Origin of the sequence: Streptomyces sennicomposti (assembly GCF_019890635.1) — a bacterium.
GTDB lineage: Bacteria > Actinomycetota > Actinomycetes > Streptomycetales > Streptomycetaceae > Streptomyces > Streptomyces sennicomposti.
The window spans coordinates 1-14,586 of the sequence record NZ_JAIOAB010000070.1; the positions used below are offsets into that span (position 1 = coordinate 1).

The following is a 14,586-nucleotide window of genomic DNA, read 5'->3' on the forward strand; positions in this document are numbered from 1 at the left end:
GGCGCGAGCCGTGCCCCCGCCCCGCGCCGCCTCCCGCCCGCTCCTGCGGCTCCGCCGCCGCCGGGACGCCGTCCCCGCCGAGGACACCCCCCTCGTCGCCGAGGTGCGCGGGCTCGGCGTCCGGCGGGACGGCGTGCAGGCGCTGCGGGGCGTGGAGCTGACCGTCGCCCCGGGCGAGACCATCGCGCTGATGGGACGCAACGGCGCCGGCAAGTCCACCCTGCTCGGTTCGCTGGTCGGGCTGGTGCAGCCCACGGCGGGGCAGGTGCGCGTCGGCGGGGCGACCCCGCACCGGACCTCGCCCCGCGAGCTGGTGCGCCGCGTCGGCCTGGTCCCGCAGGAGCCGCGCGACCTCCTCTACGCCGACACCGTCGCCGCCGAGTGCGCGGCGGCCGACCAGGACGCGCAGGCCGCGCCCGGCGCCTGCCGCGCCCTGGTCTCCGAGCTGCTGCCGGGCGTCTCGGACGCCACCCACCCGCGCGATCTGTCCGAGGGCCAGCGGCTGGCGCTCGCGCTGGCCGTCGTCCTCACCGCCCGCCCGCCGCTGCTCCTGCTGGACGAGCCGACCCGCGGCCTCGACTACGGCGCGAAGGCCCGCCTGGTCGCCGAGCTGCGCGCGCTCGCCGCCGCCGGGCACGCGATCGTGCTCGCCACGCACGACGTGGAGCTGGCCGCGGAACTCGTCCACCGGGTGGTGCTGCTCGCGGAGGGCGAGGTGATCGCCGACGGTCCCACCGCCGAGGTGGTGGTGTCCTCCCCGTCCTACGCCCCCCAGGTCACCAAGATCCTCGCCCCGCAGCGCTGGCTCACCGTCGCCCAGGTCCGCGAGGCCCTGGCATGACCGCACGGACCGACGCCCAGGCCCGCGCGGTGCGCCTGGGCCCCCGCTCCCTCGCCGCGCTGCTGCTGGTCAGCGCGGTGGGGGCGGCCGGGTTCCTGTGGCCGTTCCTCGCGCCGCCCACCTCGGCGCTCAGCGCGCACGCGCAGGACGCGCCGTGGCTCTTCGCGGGCCTGCTGGTGCTGCTCGTGGCGGTGGTCGCGGCGACGATCGCCGAGTCCGGGCTCGGCCCGAAGGCGGTGGCGATGCTCGGCGTGCTCGCCGCGACGGGGGCCGCGCTGCGCCCGATCGGCGCGGGGACGGCGGGCCTGGAGCCGATGTTCTTCCTGATGGTGCTGAGCGGCCGGGTCCTCGGTCCCGGCTTCGGCTATGTGCTCGGCTCGGTGACGATGTTCGCCTCCGCGCTGCTGACGGGCGGGGTCGGGCCGTGGCTGCCGTTCCAGATGCTGGCGATGGGCTGGTTCACGATGGGCGCGGGCCTGCTGCCCGGCCCGGACCGCCTGCGCGGCCGGGCCGAACTGCTCCTGCTCGCCCTCTACGGCTTCCTCGCCGCCTTCGCCTACGGCACGATCATGAACCTGGCCGGCTGGCCCTTCATGGGCGCCCTCGCCTCCTCCATCGCCTTCGACCCGCACGCGGCCGTCCCGGCGAACCTGGCCCGGTTCGTCGCCTACTGCCTGGCCACCTCCCTCGGCTGGGACCTCGGGCGGGCGATCGTCACCGTCGTGCTGACCCTGGTCGTCGGCCCGGCGGTCCTGCGGGCGCTGCGGCGGGCCACCCGGCGGGCCGCCTTCGAGACGCCGGTCACCTTCGACACGCCCGAACGCTGACCCCACGGTCACCGTTCACTCGCCGAGCGTGACGCCCCCGGTGAAGCACCCCACATGACCCAGGTCACCTACGACCCGGGGCCGTAGATCCAACCGGGTGACATGTACGCACCTTTACCCGCGCCGACCTGCGCTTTGAGACACCGCTCACACGATCGGCCGACGTCCGGGATGCGACGACAACTAGTAAAAGGGGTGTTTGCGTCCGGTTTTCCCGGCTGCTTCTCTGGAGCACGTCGCAAGGAGCCGACGGTCCTCACGGGTCGCGGCGCCAGGCAGTCCCTCCCCCGCCGACGCGGGCTCCGGCTGTTCGCGATTCCCCGTCCCCGACGCAAGAGGTATTCCGTGTCCGTCTCCTTCATCCGCCGCATCGCCACCCCGAAGAAGGCTCTCTCCACCGCCGCCGTGGCCGCCGCCACCGTCGGCATGGCGCTCTCCTCGGCCCCCGCCCACGCGGCCACCTCCACGGGCTCGGCCGCCGACGCGAAGACGATCGCGCGCCAGATGATCCCGGACGCCGCGCAGTTCAACGCCTTCAGCCACATCGTCGAGCACGAGAGCGGCTGGAACATCCACGCCACCAACGCCTCCTCCGGCGCCTACGGCCTGGTCCAGGCGCTGCCGGCCTCGAAGATGTCCTCGGCCGGCGCCGACTGGAAGACCAACCCCAAGACCCAGATCAAGTGGGGTCTGGACTACATGAACTCCCGCTACGGCAGCCCCGCCAAGGCCTGGAACTTCTGGCAGGCCAACGGCTGGTACTGAGTCACCCCTCAGTCATCGAGCCACCCTCTTCGGAGCATGGCGCCGGCGACCCCGGTTTGAGCCACCTCACGGCACTCGTGGAGGCGGCGGCCCACGATCCCCGGGCCGCCGCCTTCGCCGCGTCCGCCCCCGGTTCTCCGCCAGACCCCTCCTCCGCGCTCTCCCGCCGCGTCCGCCCGTCGCCCGCTCTCCCGCCGCGTCCGCCCGTCGCCCGGTCACCCGTCGTGTCCGGCCGCCGGGCCGGGCGCGGTTCTGCTTCCCTGGTGCCCAGGAGAGCGGAGGTGCCATGACAGCGGACGCGCAGCCGGACGACGCCCGGCCCGGCGGCGGCCGGGCGACCGACCCCGAGTCCCGCGGTCTGCGCCTGGTGGCGGTGCTGCTGGGGCTGACCGTGGTCAGCGGGATGATCGACGCGGTGAGCTACCTCGGCCTCGGCCATGTCTTCACCGCCAACATGACCGGCAACGTGGTCGTCCTCGGCTTCGCCGCCGTGGGCGCGCCCGGCTTCTCCATCCCGCACACCGTCACCTCGCTGGCCTGCTTCCTGGTCGGCGCGCTGGCCGGGGGCCGCGTCGCCGCCCGCTACGGCGGTGTGTCGCGCCGCGCCTGGGCGCGGGTGACGCTGGCCGCCGAGGCGGTGCTGGTCGGCGCGTCGGCGGTGATCGCCTACGCCGCGCCGGGCGCCGCCGCGACGGCGTACGCGCTGATCGCCCTCACCGCCTTCGCGATGGGCCTGCGCAACGCCACGGTCCGCAAACTCGGCGTCGCCGACCTGACCACCACCGTCCTGACGATGACCCTCACCGGCCTCGCCTCCGACTCCCGCGCGGCGGGCGGCCCCGGACACCGCTCCGGGCGCCGCGTCGCGGCGGTCCTCGCGATGCTCCTCGGGGCGGTGCTCGGCGCGTGGCTGGTCCTGCACCGCGACCTCGGCACACCGCTGCTGATCTCGGCGGTGGCCGCCGGGGTGCTGGCGGCGGTGACGTCGGGCCGGGAGTGACCGGCCCGAGAGCGACCTCGGGCCGCGAGCGATCAGGCCGGGAACGGCCTCACCGATCCGTGCCTCACCGATCCGCGCCTCACCGGTCCGCGCCGCCGCCGAAGTCCACGTCCTTGGCCGCGACGGTCCCGGCCGTGCGGCCCGGCGCCTGCTGGTGGCTCCAGTACAGGTTGGTGTGGGCTATGACCTGCCCCGGGGGCGGGGAGCCCCAGGCCGAGGTGTCCGTGGTGGTGTGCGCGTCGGAGACCAGCAGCGTGTCGTAGCCCCGCACGTGCGCGCCGTGCAGCGTGGAGCGGATGCACACGTCGGTGGACGCGCCGGTCACGAGGAGCCGGCCGACCCCGAGCCCCGACAGCACGGTCTCCAGCGTGGTGTCCTCGAAGGAGTCGCCGTAGTTCTTGTGGATCAGCGGCTCGCCATCGTCCGGCGACAGCTCGGAGACGATCCGCCAGCCGTCGCTGCCCTTCGGCATGTCCTCGTCGGCGTGCTGGACCCAGACGACGGGGATCTCCTCCCGCCGGGCCCGCTCCACCAGAGCGGCGATGTTCGCGACGACCGCGTCACGGTCGTGCGCCTTCTCGACCACGTCCTGCTGGACGTCGACGACGAGGAGGGCCGTACGAGGCCGGTCCTGGAGTGTGGTCATGGTTCCCCCAAACGCATACCGATACCGTCTGGCTTCACCCTAGACCGCCCCACTGACAACGGCCTCAGCCGACGGAAGAAGCCCAGCTCACGAAGGTGCTGAAGGCCCCGGGCCGGACGTTGAGAACCGGCCCGGAGGGCACCTTCGAGTCCCGCAGGGCGACGGTGGCGCAGGGCGCTTCCGCGACTTCCAGGCAGTCGCCGCCCTGGTCGCCGCTGTACGAGGACTTGCGCCACTCCAGCGGCCCGAGCGGCGCGCACTCGACGCACTCGCCGCCCTGGTCACCGCTGTAGCTGGACTTACGCCACTGGATCCCCGTCGGCTTCGCCTTGTTCTCCATAGCGTTCCTCCATTACGCGCCGGATCAAGTCCGCCGATTCCTTGAGGGGCAGGGCGGCGGCCTGGAGGTGATCGTAACGGAGCGAACAGTCCTTGACGGTTTCCGGGTTGGCGGTCGGATGCCCGCTGCCGTACCCCTCGGTGTAGAGGATCGTGGGATCGCTGGCGAAGCGGTAGACGTTGAACGCGCCTTGCAGTCCCGCGTGCGCACCGGCGGAATAGGGCAGGATCTGGACGTTGATCCGAGGGTTTCCCTCGAACGACAAGAGGTGCGCGAGTTGCTCCCTCATCACCTCACGGCCACCGATCTCCTGATGGAGTGCGGCCTCGCTGAGGATCATCCAGAAGATCGGCGGCTCTTCCTTCTCGAAGATGCGCTGTCGGGCCAGGCGTACCGCGGTCCGGTCATCGAGGTTTTCCTGGTCCAGCGCTCCGAGCACGGCCCGCGCGTACGGCCCCGTCTGAAGAAGGCCGTGGATCACGTGCGTCTGGAAGGTGGAGATCTCCACCGCCCGCGCTTCTAGCTCCGCCACCTGCTGGAACCAGGCGGGGAGTTGACTGCGCATCACGAGGATGACGAGGCGGGAGAGCACGCCGCCCGTGTTCAGGGCGGCGTCCACCCGCTGGCTGAACTCCGGCGTCGGCAGCTTTCGCGCTGTCTCGATCTGTCCCACCAGCGAGGCGGTGTAGTTGACGATGTCACCCAGTTGTCGTTGGGTGAGACCGGCGGCTTCGCGCAGGCGGCGCAGTTCGAAGCCGTAGTAGTCGAGTGGTGAGGCCCCCGGGTCGAGGACGTTGATATTGGTCACGCACGGTCCCCTTTTCACGTGACGGCCCACCTGCGGACCGGTTGTGTTCAGGCAATAGCCCACCGTAGTGACAGCAGGTCAGGCTTGTCCTGTGAACGAATACTTTCCCTCCGTCCTCGCGGGACCCCGCCCCGCGCAGTACCGCATGAGTCTCACGGTGAGCGAGCACTCGGCGCGGCACATCCGTCGTATCGTGCGCTCGTACCTGGCCGAGTGGGGCATGGCGGAACTGACGGACACGGTGGAACTGGCCGTGACCGAGCTGGTGGCGAACGTCGTGCGGCACGTGCCGGACCGCCGGTGCACGGTGCTGCTGCTGAGCCGGGCGGCCGGGGTCCGGGTGGAGGTGACGGACTCGTCGCCGCAACTGCCCGCGACGCCGCAGGACTTGTCGCCGGACGCGGAGGGCGGCCGGGGTCTGCTGCTGCTCGACGCGGTGGTGGACAAGTGGGGCGTGCAGTCGCACGGCGGGGACGGCAAGACGGTGTGGTTCGAGTGTGCGGAGCACGGGAGGGTGCCATGAGCTGGAGTCCGGCGGTCTACAAGTTCGTGGCCGGCGACGAGGAACCCGTAGCGCCGGACATGGCGTTGGTACGGGCGGTTCTGGAGCCGTACGACGTGACGGACCCGCGGCGGAGGGCGGACGCGGACGGCGGCCTGGGGCTCCTGGTCCGGGCGCCGGACGGCAGCGAGGCGGAGATGTACGCGGACGAGCACGGCGTCTCGGTGGTGCGCCCCCAGGGCGGCGGCGTGTTCGACATCATGGCGGAACTGGCGTGCCGCCTCGGCGCGGTCGTCATCGCCCCCGGCGACCCCATGGTCGTATGCCGTCCGGAGGAGCACCCCCACCTCCCGCCCTCCCTGCGCGAGGCCGCGCACGTCATAGAAATGACGGGCGCTGACCTGGAGTTCGCCCTCACCGGCAACCGCCGCCCTTGAACCTCGCCGGGTCCGCTCGCCCTTAGTCTCGTAGTTCCGGTCCATCGGCGAACGGGAACCGTCCAGTGCAACAACCCACCGCTGTGCCCGCCGAGTTGGGCGCCGCGCCCGCGCAGTCCCCCGTCCCCGAGCGAGCGCGGGACGTGGCGCGGCGGTACCGGGTTCCGCTCCTCGCCACCGCTCTCGCCGTGCCGTTGTACGTCGGGTGGGGTGTGTGGCTGGCGACCGGCGGCGGGGATCTGGCGGCGCAGGTGGCGTGGGCCGAGTTCGTCGGGGCGTACCCCCGGGCGCCGTACAGCCTGTCCTGGTACGGCGGGGTGCACGTCGGCAACTACAGCCTGCTGGCACCGCAGTTGATGGCCCTCGGCGGGGTGCGGACGGTGACGGCCGTCGCCGGGGTCGTCTCGTCGTGGCTCGCCGCGGACCTGTTCGTACGGTGCGGGGTGCGCAGACCGCTGCCGCCCGCGCTGCTCGCCGTGCTGACGCTGTGGTGCGATGTGGCCTCGGGGCGGTCCACTTTCGCGGTGGGCGTGGCGCTCGGCCTGGTGGCGTGTCTCGTACTGGCGGGAACTGGTCAACGGCTCGTCGTCGCCGGGGTGTTCGCCGTGCTGGCGACGCTGGCCAGTCCGGTGGCCGGGCTGTTCCTCGCGGTCGCGGGCGCCGGGTGGCTGCTCGCCCGGCGGGTCGGGAAGGCGGCCGTGCTGTGCGTGCCGCCCGCCCTGGTCGTCGCGGTCACCACGCTGCTGTTCCCGTTCAGCGGCACGATGCCGATGTCGGACGGCGATGTGTGGCGGCCGGTGCTCTTCGGGGTGCTCCTCGCGCTGCTCGCACCGCGCGAGTGGCGGGCGCTGCGCTGCGCGGCGGCCGTTTACGCGGCCGGCGTGGTCCTCACCGCGCTGGTCTCCTCGCCGGTCGGCTCCAACGTCGTACGCCTCGCCGAACTGTTCGCCCCGCCGGTGCTGCTGGCCGCGCTGCTGGAGCGGGAGGCGTGGACGGCAGGGCGGGACACCCGCGCCGCACGGCGGAAGACACGGACCGCACGGCGGAGGACGCGGACCGTACGGCGGAGGACTTGGACCGTACGGCAGGCGCTCCGGGCCGCACAGCGCGAGGCCCCGGCCCCGGCCGCACGGCGGGCGGAGGGAACCACGCGGCAGGCGCCCCAGGCCGCACGGCAGGCCCCCCAGGCCGCACGGCGGGCGGAGGGAACCGCGCGGCAGGCGCCCCAGGCCGCACGGCAGGCGCCTCAGGCCGCGTGGCGGGCGGCCCGAGTCCTGCGCGAGGTGGCCCTCGGGCTGACCCTCACGCTGTCCGTGACGTGGGTGGCGCAGCACGCCGCCCACGTGCTGCGGATGTCCACGCCGGTCCCGGCGTGGGCGGCCGAGGCGGACGGGGTGCGGGCCGCGCTCGCCCGGCTCGGGGCCGGCCGGACCCGCGTCGAGGTGGTGCCCGCCGTCGATCACCGCGAGACGACCGTCCTCGGCCCGGATCTGCTCCTCGCGCGCGGCTGGAACCGCCAGCTCGACGTGGCCCGCGGCCCCCTCTTCTACGACGGCTCCTTCTCCCCGGCCGCCTACCGCGCCTGGCTCGACCGCTGGGCCGTCGGTTACGTCGTCCTGCCCGACGGCGAGCCGGACTGGGCGGCGCGGGACGAGGCGGCGCTGGTGCGCGCCGAGCCGGGATGGCTGAAACCTGTGTGGCGGGACGCGCATTGGCGGGTCTACCGGGTCGAGGACGCCGTCCCCCTCGTATCGGGCGCGGGGGCGACCGTGGTCAGCGCGGACGCCGCCCACCTCGTCGTACGCACCACCCGCCCCGGCACGGTCACGGTCCGCGTCGCCCCCTCCCCCTGGCTGCGCACCGACGCGGGCTGCCTGTCCCCCACCGACACCTGGCCCCACCTGACCGCCCCCACCGCGGGCGAGTACCGCATCACCACCACCTACCGCCCCGGCGGCCGGACGAGCTGCTGAGCGTCCCCGTCCTCACCGCGCGCCGCCGCCTCCAACACCGGTTCCTCCACCCCCCGCGCCGCCCCCGCCGCTCGCGGTCCCTGCAGCAGGTACGTCAGCGCGAAGCCCAGTCCCACCACCGTCGCTCCGCCCACCGCGTCCAGGACCCAGTGGTTGGCGGTGCCGATGATCGCGGTGACCGTGAACAGGGGGTGGAGCATGCCGAGTGTCTTCATCCACGGCTTGGGGGCGACGACGGCGATGACGATGCCGCAGAACAGGGCCCACCCGAAGTGCAGCGAGGGCATCGCGGCGTACTGGTTGGTGACGGCGGTCATCGCGCCGTAGTCGGGGCGGGCGAAGTCCTGGACGCCGTGCACGGTGTCGATGAAGCCGAGGCCGGGCATCAGGCGGGGCGGGGCCAGCGGGTAGAGCCAGAAGCCGAGCAGGCCGATGAGGGTGGCGAAGCCGAGGGCGGTGCGCGCCCAGCGGTAGTCGACCGGGCGGCGGACGTAGAGGACGCCGAGGACGGCCAGCGGGACGATGAAGTGGAACGTCTCGTAGTAGAAGCTCAGGAAGTGGTTCAGCCAGGGGGTGCCGGCCACCGCGTGGTTGGTCCAGTGCTCGATGTCGAGGTGCAGGGCGCGTTCGACGGAGTGGATCTGGTGGCCGTGCCGTTCGGCGGTGGCGCGGTCGCCCGCCGCGACCAGGCGGACCTGGGAGTAGGCGGCGTAGGTGACGCGGATGAGGAGGAGTTCGAGGAGGAGGGAGGGGCGGGTGAGGGCCCTGCGCAGGGCCGGGATCAGGGGGACGCGCTTCCAGCGGGCCGGGGCCGGGTCGGCGTACCGGGTGGGGATCGGGTGCCGGTAGTGCTCGTCGGTGCGGGACAGGAAGGGCACGCAGGTGGCGGCGGCGAGCGCGGCGAGCAGGACGACGTTGTCGCGCAGCGGGTGCAGGGCCGGTGTGTTGGGCAGCAGCATCTTCGCCGGGAGGGTCATCACGGCGACCACGGCGACCGGCCACAGCAGGCGGTCGGCGGCGCGGCGGCCGACCCGGCCGACGACCGCGATCAGCACCCACAGCAGCTGGTGCTGCCAGGCGGTGGGCGAGACGACGATGGCCGCGCAGCCGGTGATCGCGACGGCCAGCAGGAGCTGTCCGTCGCGGGCGTAGGCGACGGCGCGGCGCAGGGCGAGGGCGGCGACGGCGGCGCCGAGCGCGAGGTAGAGGGTGATCTCCAGCGGGCCGGTCAGGCCGGACCGCAGCAGCGCGCCGTGCAGGGACTGGTTGCCGAGGGCGTCGGCGCGGCCGCCGAGGCCGACGCCCGCCATGTGGTGGACCCAGTAGGTGTGGGAGTCGTGCGGGAGGGCGGCCCAGGCGAGCGCGGTGCAGGCGGCGAAGGTCACGGCCGTGGCGGCGGCGGCGCGTCCGCGCCGGGTGCACCACAGCAGGGGCGCGAACAGCAGCATCGTGGGCTGGAGGGCGGCGGCGAGGCCGACGAGCGCGCCGCCGGTGCGCTCGCCGCGGACGACGAAGCAGCCGAGCAGGACGAGCAGGACCGGCAGGATGCTGGTCTGGCCGAGCCAGAACGCGTTGCGCACCGGCAGCGACAGCATCAGCAGGCTGATCGCGACGGGCGCGGCGAGCAGGGCGGTGCGTCTGCCGACCGGCTGGGGCAGGGCGCGGGCCGCGATCAGGCCGAGGGCGGCCACCAGCAGCAGGGTGCCGAAGATCCAGCCCCAGCCGAGGGCGTCCTCGGCGGCCTTGGTGAGCGGTTTGAGGACGAGGCCGCTGAACGGGGTGCCCGTGAACCGGGTGGAGTCGTACAGCGAGCCCTTGACGTGCAGGACGCCGTCCGGGCCGACCCAGGTCTCCAGGGCGGTGAGCCGGTCGGCGCGCGGGGTGGTGAGGACGGCGGCGACCTGGCGTATCGCGAGGACGCCGGCGATCAGCCACAGGCCCAGGCGGGCCGCGTGCAGGCCGGGTCTCGGCGAGGCGGTGACCGTCGCCCCTCCGAACGCTCCCGTCGGTCCCGAGCTGCGCTCCGCGTCCGCCACGCCCCGTCGGCCTCCCGCCCAGTACGTCCCGCGCGCGGGACTGTTCCGCCCTTGTGAAGCTCGCCGTCCCCCGGGAAGACGCGGGAACCCCCGGCTCCACCTGTCTCGTCTGCCCGGTCTGCGGCCGGGCGGCACGCCACCGCGCCCCCAGGGGAGGCGGTGCCCGCGTCCGGCCGGGCGGCAAGTCACCTTTTGTCCGGACGACCATAGACCGTCGGCTGTCCGGTTCCCGCCGCGGGGGGCGACAAGGATCACAGCCGGGGCCGGTGCGGAGCGGCCGGTTCCGGGCAGACGTCCCTGCGTATCCAGCATTTAGGTGCGCTACGCACCGACCTGCGTACGGTACGTTACGGGGCCAACCGGTCGTATGGTCGATTTTCGGCCTGCCCCGTGCGGGCCGTTCTGGTCCGCCGACAGCGTCGCCGCGTGGGCCGTGTCCCTGTCCCCGTCGAAAGGCAGGCGAGCGAAGCCTTGTCGGTTGCCACCGTCACCGCACCCCGGTCCGTGTCCCTCACCAAGAACCGCCCCGCCCCCACCGTCACCGACCCGGCGCTCGTCAGGCGCGCCGTGAAGGCCGCCGCGCTGGGCAACGCGATGGAGTGGTTCGACTTCGGTGTCTACAGCTACATCGCGGTGACCCTGGGCAAGGTCTTCTTCCCCTCCGGCAACCCGACGGCGCAGCTCCTGTCGACCTTCGGGGCCTTCGCCGCGGCCTTCCTGGTGCGCCCACTGGGCGGCCTGGTCTTCGGCCCGCTCGGCGACCGGGTGGGCCGGCAGAAGGTGCTGGCCGTCACGATGATCATGATGGCCGCGGGCACCTTCGCGATCGGCCTGATCCCGTCGTACGGCACGATCGGCGTCGGCGCGCCGATCCTGCTGCTGGCCGCGCGGCTGGTGCAGGGCTTCTCCACCGGCGGCGAGTACGCGGGCGCGTCCACCTTCATCGCCGAGTACGCGCCCGACAAGCGGCGCGGCTTCCTCGGCAGCTGGCTGGAGTTCGGCACGCTCGCCGGCTACATCGGCGGCGCGGGCCTGGTGACGCTGATGACGGCGCTGCTGTCCTCGGACGACCTGACCTCCTGGGGCTGGCGCATCCCGTTCCTGGTCGCCGGTCCGATGGGCATCATCGGCCTGTATCTGCGGATGCGGCTGGAGGAGACCCCGGCGTTCGCGGCCGAGGTGGAGAAGGCGGAGGCCGGGCGGACCAAGGTGCCGCTGCGCGAGATGGTCGCGGGCCAGTGGAAGGCGCTGCTGCTCTGCGTCGGCCTGGTGCTGGTCTTCAACGTCACCGACTACATGCTGCTGTCCTACATGCCGAGCTATCTGACCAGCGAGCTGAAGTACGACGAGACGCACGGGCTGCTGGTCGTCCTCGGCGTGATGGCCCTGATGATGATCGTCCAGCCGTTCGCGGGCGCGCTGACCGACCGGGTGGGCCGCCGTCCGGTGATCGCGGCCGGCTGCGCGGGCTTCCTGTTCCTGTCCATCCCGGCGCTGCTGCTGATCCGCCAGGGCAGCCTGGCCGCGGTGGGCCTCGGCATGGGCGCGCTGGGGCTGCTGCTGGTGTGCTTCACGGCGGCGATGCCGGCCGCCCTGCCGGCCCTGTTCCCGACCCGGGTGCGCTACGGCTCCCTGTCGATCGGCTTCAACGTGTCCGTCTCGCTGTTCGGCGGCACCACCCCGCTGGTGGTCACGGCGCTGATCGGCGCGACCGGCAACATGATGATGCCCGCCTACTACATGATGGCCGCCTCCCTGATCGGCGGCGCGGCGGTGTGGTTCATGAGCGAGTCGGCGGGCCGCCCGCTGCCGGGCTCGGCGCCCTCCGTGGAGCGGTAGCACCCGCTGAGCGCACGCGCGCCCCGGCCGTCCCGGTGACGGTCGGGGCGCGCTGTCGTGCGGGGGGCCGGTGGCGGGAATCCACTCCCCGTGCTCGCGCGTCGGGCTAGTATTCGTTAGCGCAGCTAGTTAGCACCTCTAACTAGATATACGAAAGGCTTGATGCATGAGCGACCCGCAGCTCTGGAACGACGTCGACGCCTACTTCTCCGCCCTGCTGTCCCCGGAGGACGAGGCCCTTCAGGCCGCCCGCCGCGACAGCGACGCGGAGGGCCTCCCGCCCATCAGCGTCACCGCCGCCCAGGGCAAGCTGCTCCAGCTCCTCGCCCGCCTCCAGGGCGCCCGCGCCATCCTGGAGATCGGCACCCTCGGCGGCTACAGCACCATCTGGCTGGCCCGCGCCCTGCCCGAGGACGGCCGCCTGATCACCCTCGAGTACGACGCGCACCACGCCGACGTGGCCCGCCGCAACCTCGCGCACGCCGGACTCGACCGGACCGTCCAGGTGCGGGTCGGCCCCGCCCTGGAGACGCTGCCGAAGCTCGCCGACGAGAACCCGCCGCCCTTCGACCTGGTCTTCATCGACGCCGACAAGGTCAACAACCCGCACTACGTCGAATGGGCGCTGCGCCTGACCCGCACCGGCAGCCTGATCGTCCTGGACAACGTCGTACGCGGCGGCAAGGTCACCGACCCGGCCAGCACCGACCCCAGCGTGCGCGGCACCCGGGCGGCGCTGGAGCTGATCGCCGAGCACCCCCGGCTGGACGGCACCGCCCTGCAGACCGTGGACAGCAAGGGCTACGACGGCTTCGCGCTGGCCCGCGTGCTGGACTGAGACCCCGCAGGGGTTTCAGACCTCGTGGTAGAAGCCCACGTTCACGCTGCGCGGGCTGGTGCGGTCCTGGACGACGATCTCGCCCGCGCCGCCCCTCGGCAGGGGCGCCGCGCCGCCGTAGGGCAGCGCCCGGCCGGGCTCGCCGGGCAGCACCAGCCGGACCTCGGAGGACGGGTCCGGCTGGGAGCCGCGCACCCAGGTCACCTGCCACGTCCCGGCCGGCCCGCACCGGAACTCCAGGTGCACCCGGGAGACGAACAGCCAGTCCTCGGGCGTCGCCAGCCGGCACACGGACCGGTCCCGGCCCACCCGCAGCACGGCGCCCGCCTCGCTGGGCGCGTCGGCCATCAGCATGCCGGCCGTCGCGCCCGCCTCCGTCCCGGAGACGGAGGCCATCGTGAGTTCGAGCACGTGCGCTCCTCGTGTGTCGGGGCGCGCCCGGACCGCCGCCGCCCGTGCCCGGCCGTCCGGCCGCGTCAACGCCGCCTGCGGCGCGCCTGATTGGCGCACCGCGCGGCATGATAAATCGCCCGGCCGCGGCCTGTCCGGCACAATGGGCTCATGACCGAGCGAAAGCCACCCGGTGTTCCGTTCGAGTCCTGGGTCGAGAAGGAGATCCGCGACGCACAGGGACGGGGCGACTTCGACCGGTTGCCGGGGGCGGGAAAGCCACTGCCGGACGACACGACGTACGACGAACTGTGGTGGGTCAAGCGGAAGATGGCCCGCGAGGGCCTGTCCGTCCTGCTGCCGCCGGCCCTCGCCCTGCGCAAGGAGGCCGAGGACGCCCTCGCGGCGGCCTACGCGGCCCCCTCGGAGCCGGTGGTGCGCCGGATCATCGCGGAGATCAACACCAAGATCCTCGACATGATGCTCAAACCGCCGCCCGGCCCCCCGCTCGGCCTCAAGCGGTACGACGTCGAGGAGGTCGTCCGCGAGTGGCGCGCTCGGCGGGAGGGCCGGACGGCGGCGGAGTAGCGCTGCGTCCCGCTGTCCGTGGCTGACAGGTCAGCCGCTGTCCGTGGCTGACGGGTCAGCCGCTGTCCGTGGCTGACGGGTCAGTGGTCGGTGCGGGTGCGGCCGTCGTCCGCGTGGGCGGCGGCGTCGGCGCGCGTGGGGGCGGCGCCGATCGCGGCGCGCTGCCGGTTCTTGTCGCCGTGCCCGGCGCCCAGCAGCTCGTCGAACAGCTCGCGGGCCTCCAGCAGGGCGGCGCGCAGCTCCTCGGTGCCGCCGCCGGTCCCGTCCTGGCCGGCGGTGTGCGCGGCGTGGTGGATACGCCGGTAGCCGTGGACGTGGTGGCCGTGGTGCACGGAGAGCGCGGCCAGCTGCTCCTCGTACTGGCCGCCGTCCGGGAAGCCGAGCGCCCCGGCGATGTCGGCCACCAGCGCGTCGGCCTCGGTCACCGCCTCGCGCGGCGAGTCGACGAAGTGCTCCTGCACGGCCGCCCAGCGCGCCTCGAACCGCTCCCGCTCGGCCGGCTCCAGGGGCCGTACGCGCAGGTCGCCGTGGCGCTCCACCCGGGCGGCGAGTTCGCGTTCGGCGGCCTTGGCGTCGCCGTCGTGCCGGGCCACGGTCCGGTCGTACTCGGGACCGAAACGCCGCTTCAGGTTCTGCCCGCCGGGCCGGTTGCGGGCCCGTGCGGCGAGGACGGCCGCCACCACGACGACGACCGCGACGATCACGATCAGAGCAATGATCAGGCCTGTGGACATGGCTGCCTTCCGGATGTGTCGG

16 protein-coding genes are annotated in these 14,586 nt (G+C 73.4%); 10 read left to right on the forward strand and 6 right to left on the reverse strand.

The window, feature by feature from the left end; translation table 11 throughout:
- From K7787_RS27650 to K7787_RS27665, 4 genes are all read left to right on the forward strand, one after another.
- Nucleotides 1–841 (forward strand): energy-coupling factor ABC transporter ATP-binding protein (locus K7787_RS27650; RefSeq protein WP_247721346.1); only part of this gene is annotated, 841 nt, incomplete at its 5' end.
- Nucleotides 838–1,668 carry an ECF transporter S component gene (locus K7787_RS27655; RefSeq protein ID WP_164392230.1) on the forward strand — a complete coding sequence of 277 codons (831 nt, stop codon included), beginning with the start codon at nucleotides 838–840 and terminating at the stop codon, nucleotides 1,666–1,668. The genes K7787_RS27650 and K7787_RS27655, both read left to right, overlap by 4 nt.
- Before the next feature lie 345 nt (nucleotides 1,669–2,013).
- Nucleotides 2,014–2,433 (forward strand): aggregation-promoting factor C-terminal-like domain-containing protein, encoded by a 420-nt coding sequence (locus K7787_RS27660; RefSeq protein WP_043260763.1) that lies wholly within the window; start codon nucleotides 2,014–2,016, stop codon nucleotides 2,431–2,433.
- Between the two features lie 286 nt (nucleotides 2,434–2,719).
- Nucleotides 2,720–3,433 carry a YoaK family protein gene (locus K7787_RS27665; RefSeq protein ID WP_223003325.1) on the forward strand — a complete coding sequence of 238 codons (714 nt, stop codon included), beginning with the start codon at nucleotides 2,720–2,722 and terminating at the stop codon, nucleotides 3,431–3,433.
- 79 nt (nucleotides 3,434–3,512) lie between these two features.
- Here the strand turns inward: K7787_RS27665 and K7787_RS27670 are convergent, their stop codons facing one another.
- The 3 genes from K7787_RS27670 to K7787_RS27680 form a co-directional block, all read right to left on the reverse strand.
- Nucleotides 3,513–4,079, reverse strand: coding sequence for a cysteine hydrolase family protein (locus K7787_RS27670; protein WP_223003326.1), 567 nt, complete (start codon nucleotides 4,077–4,079; stop codon nucleotides 3,513–3,515).
- A 64-nt stretch (nucleotides 4,080–4,143) separates the two neighbouring features.
- Nucleotides 4,144–4,419 carry a DUF397 domain-containing protein gene (locus tag K7787_RS27675; protein ID WP_223003327.1) on the reverse strand — a complete coding sequence of 92 codons (276 nt, stop codon included), beginning with the start codon at nucleotides 4,417–4,419 and terminating at the stop codon, nucleotides 4,144–4,146.
- Nucleotides 4,379–5,227: a helix-turn-helix domain-containing protein gene (locus tag K7787_RS27680; RefSeq protein WP_223003328.1), complete on the reverse strand. Its 849-nt coding sequence runs from the start codon at nucleotides 5,225–5,227 to the stop codon at nucleotides 4,379–4,381. The genes K7787_RS27675 and K7787_RS27680 overlap by 41 nt, the downstream gene beginning before the upstream one ends.
- Before the next feature lie 91 nt (nucleotides 5,228–5,318).
- Between K7787_RS27680 and K7787_RS27685 the strand changes: the two genes are divergently transcribed.
- From K7787_RS27685 to K7787_RS27695, 3 genes are all read left to right on the forward strand, one after another.
- On the forward strand, nucleotides 5,319–5,750 hold the full coding sequence (locus tag K7787_RS27685; RefSeq protein ID WP_308036484.1) for an ATP-binding protein: 432 nt from the start codon (nucleotides 5,319–5,321) through the stop codon (nucleotides 5,748–5,750).
- A complete protein-coding gene (locus K7787_RS27690) occupies nucleotides 5,747–6,166 on the forward strand; it encodes a hypothetical protein (protein WP_223003329.1) in 420 nt (139 codons plus the stop codon). Before K7787_RS27685 ends, K7787_RS27690 begins: the two co-directional genes overlap by 4 nt.
- Nucleotides 6,167–6,309: 143 nt before the next feature.
- Nucleotides 6,310–8,139, forward strand: a complete 1,830-nt coding sequence (locus K7787_RS27695; protein ID WP_223003339.1) for a DUF8823 domain-containing protein — start codon at nucleotides 6,310–6,312, stop codon at nucleotides 8,137–8,139.
- Here the strand turns inward: K7787_RS27695 and K7787_RS27700 are convergent.
- Nucleotides 8,109–10,175, reverse strand: coding sequence for a bifunctional glycosyltransferase 87/phosphatase PAP2 family protein (locus K7787_RS27700; protein ID WP_223003330.1), 2,067 nt, complete (start codon nucleotides 10,173–10,175; stop codon nucleotides 8,109–8,111). The genes K7787_RS27695 and K7787_RS27700 overlap by 31 nt on opposite strands.
- Nucleotides 10,176–10,646: 471 nt before the next feature.
- On the opposite strand from K7787_RS27700, the gene K7787_RS27705 reads away from it, so the two are divergent.
- Nucleotides 10,647–12,014 (forward strand): MFS transporter, encoded by a 1,368-nt coding sequence (locus K7787_RS27705; RefSeq protein WP_169435854.1) that lies wholly within the window; start codon nucleotides 10,647–10,649, stop codon nucleotides 12,012–12,014.
- Between the two features lie 166 nt (nucleotides 12,015–12,180).
- Nucleotides 12,181–12,852, forward strand: coding sequence for an O-methyltransferase (locus tag K7787_RS27710; protein ID WP_009188362.1), 672 nt, complete (start codon nucleotides 12,181–12,183; stop codon nucleotides 12,850–12,852).
- 15 nt (nucleotides 12,853–12,867) lie between these two features.
- Here K7787_RS27710 and K7787_RS27715 read toward each other — a convergent pair whose 3' ends face one another.
- Complete coding sequence (locus K7787_RS27715; protein WP_043260769.1) at nucleotides 12,868–13,263, reverse strand: hypothetical protein; 396 nt, start codon at nucleotides 13,261–13,263, stop codon at nucleotides 12,868–12,870.
- Nucleotides 13,264–13,413: 150 nt separating this feature from the next.
- On the opposite strand from K7787_RS27715, the gene K7787_RS27720 reads away from it, so the two are divergent.
- A complete protein-coding gene (locus tag K7787_RS27720) occupies nucleotides 13,414–13,830 on the forward strand; it encodes a DnaJ family domain-containing protein (RefSeq protein WP_169435856.1) in 417 nt (138 codons plus the stop codon).
- Nucleotides 13,831–13,910: 80 nt separating this feature from the next.
- On the opposite strand, the gene K7787_RS27725 is transcribed toward K7787_RS27720, so the two are convergent.
- The gene (locus K7787_RS27725) at nucleotides 13,911–14,564 is read right to left on the reverse strand and encodes a hypothetical protein (RefSeq protein ID WP_223003331.1); all 654 of its coding nucleotides are present in this window, start codon (nucleotides 14,562–14,564) and stop codon (nucleotides 13,911–13,913) included.
- Nucleotides 14,565–14,586: the final 22 nt, after the last annotated feature.

What these genes read in the sequence shown, in the direction of transcription:
- K7787_RS27720 (WP_169435856.1), top strand. Translation starts at nt 13,414, where the DNA reads ATGACCGAGCGAAAGCCACCCGGTGTTCCGTTCGAGTCCTGGGTCGAG.
- K7787_RS27710 (WP_009188362.1), top strand. Translation starts at nt 12,181, where the DNA reads ATGAGCGACCCGCAGCTCTGGAACGACGTCGACGCCTACTTCTCCGCC.
- K7787_RS27675 (WP_223003327.1), bottom strand. Translation starts at nt 4,419, where the DNA reads ATGGAGAACAAGGCGAAGCCGACGGGGATCCAGTGGCGTAAGTCCAGC.
- K7787_RS27725 (WP_223003331.1), bottom strand. Translation starts at nt 14,564, where the DNA reads ATGTCCACAGGCCTGATCATTGCTCTGATCGTGATCGTCGCGGTCGTC.
- K7787_RS27690 (WP_223003329.1), top strand. Translation starts at nt 5,747, where the DNA reads ATGAGCTGGAGTCCGGCGGTCTACAAGTTCGTGGCCGGCGACGAGGAA.
- K7787_RS27670 (WP_223003326.1), bottom strand. Translation starts at nt 4,079, where the DNA reads ATGACCACACTCCAGGACCGGCCTCGTACGGCCCTCCTCGTCGTCGAC.
- K7787_RS27655 (WP_164392230.1), top strand. Translation starts at nt 838, where the DNA reads ATGACCGCACGGACCGACGCCCAGGCCCGCGCGGTGCGCCTGGGCCCC.
- K7787_RS27665 (WP_223003325.1), top strand. Translation starts at nt 2,720, where the DNA reads ATGACAGCGGACGCGCAGCCGGACGACGCCCGGCCCGGCGGCGGCCGG.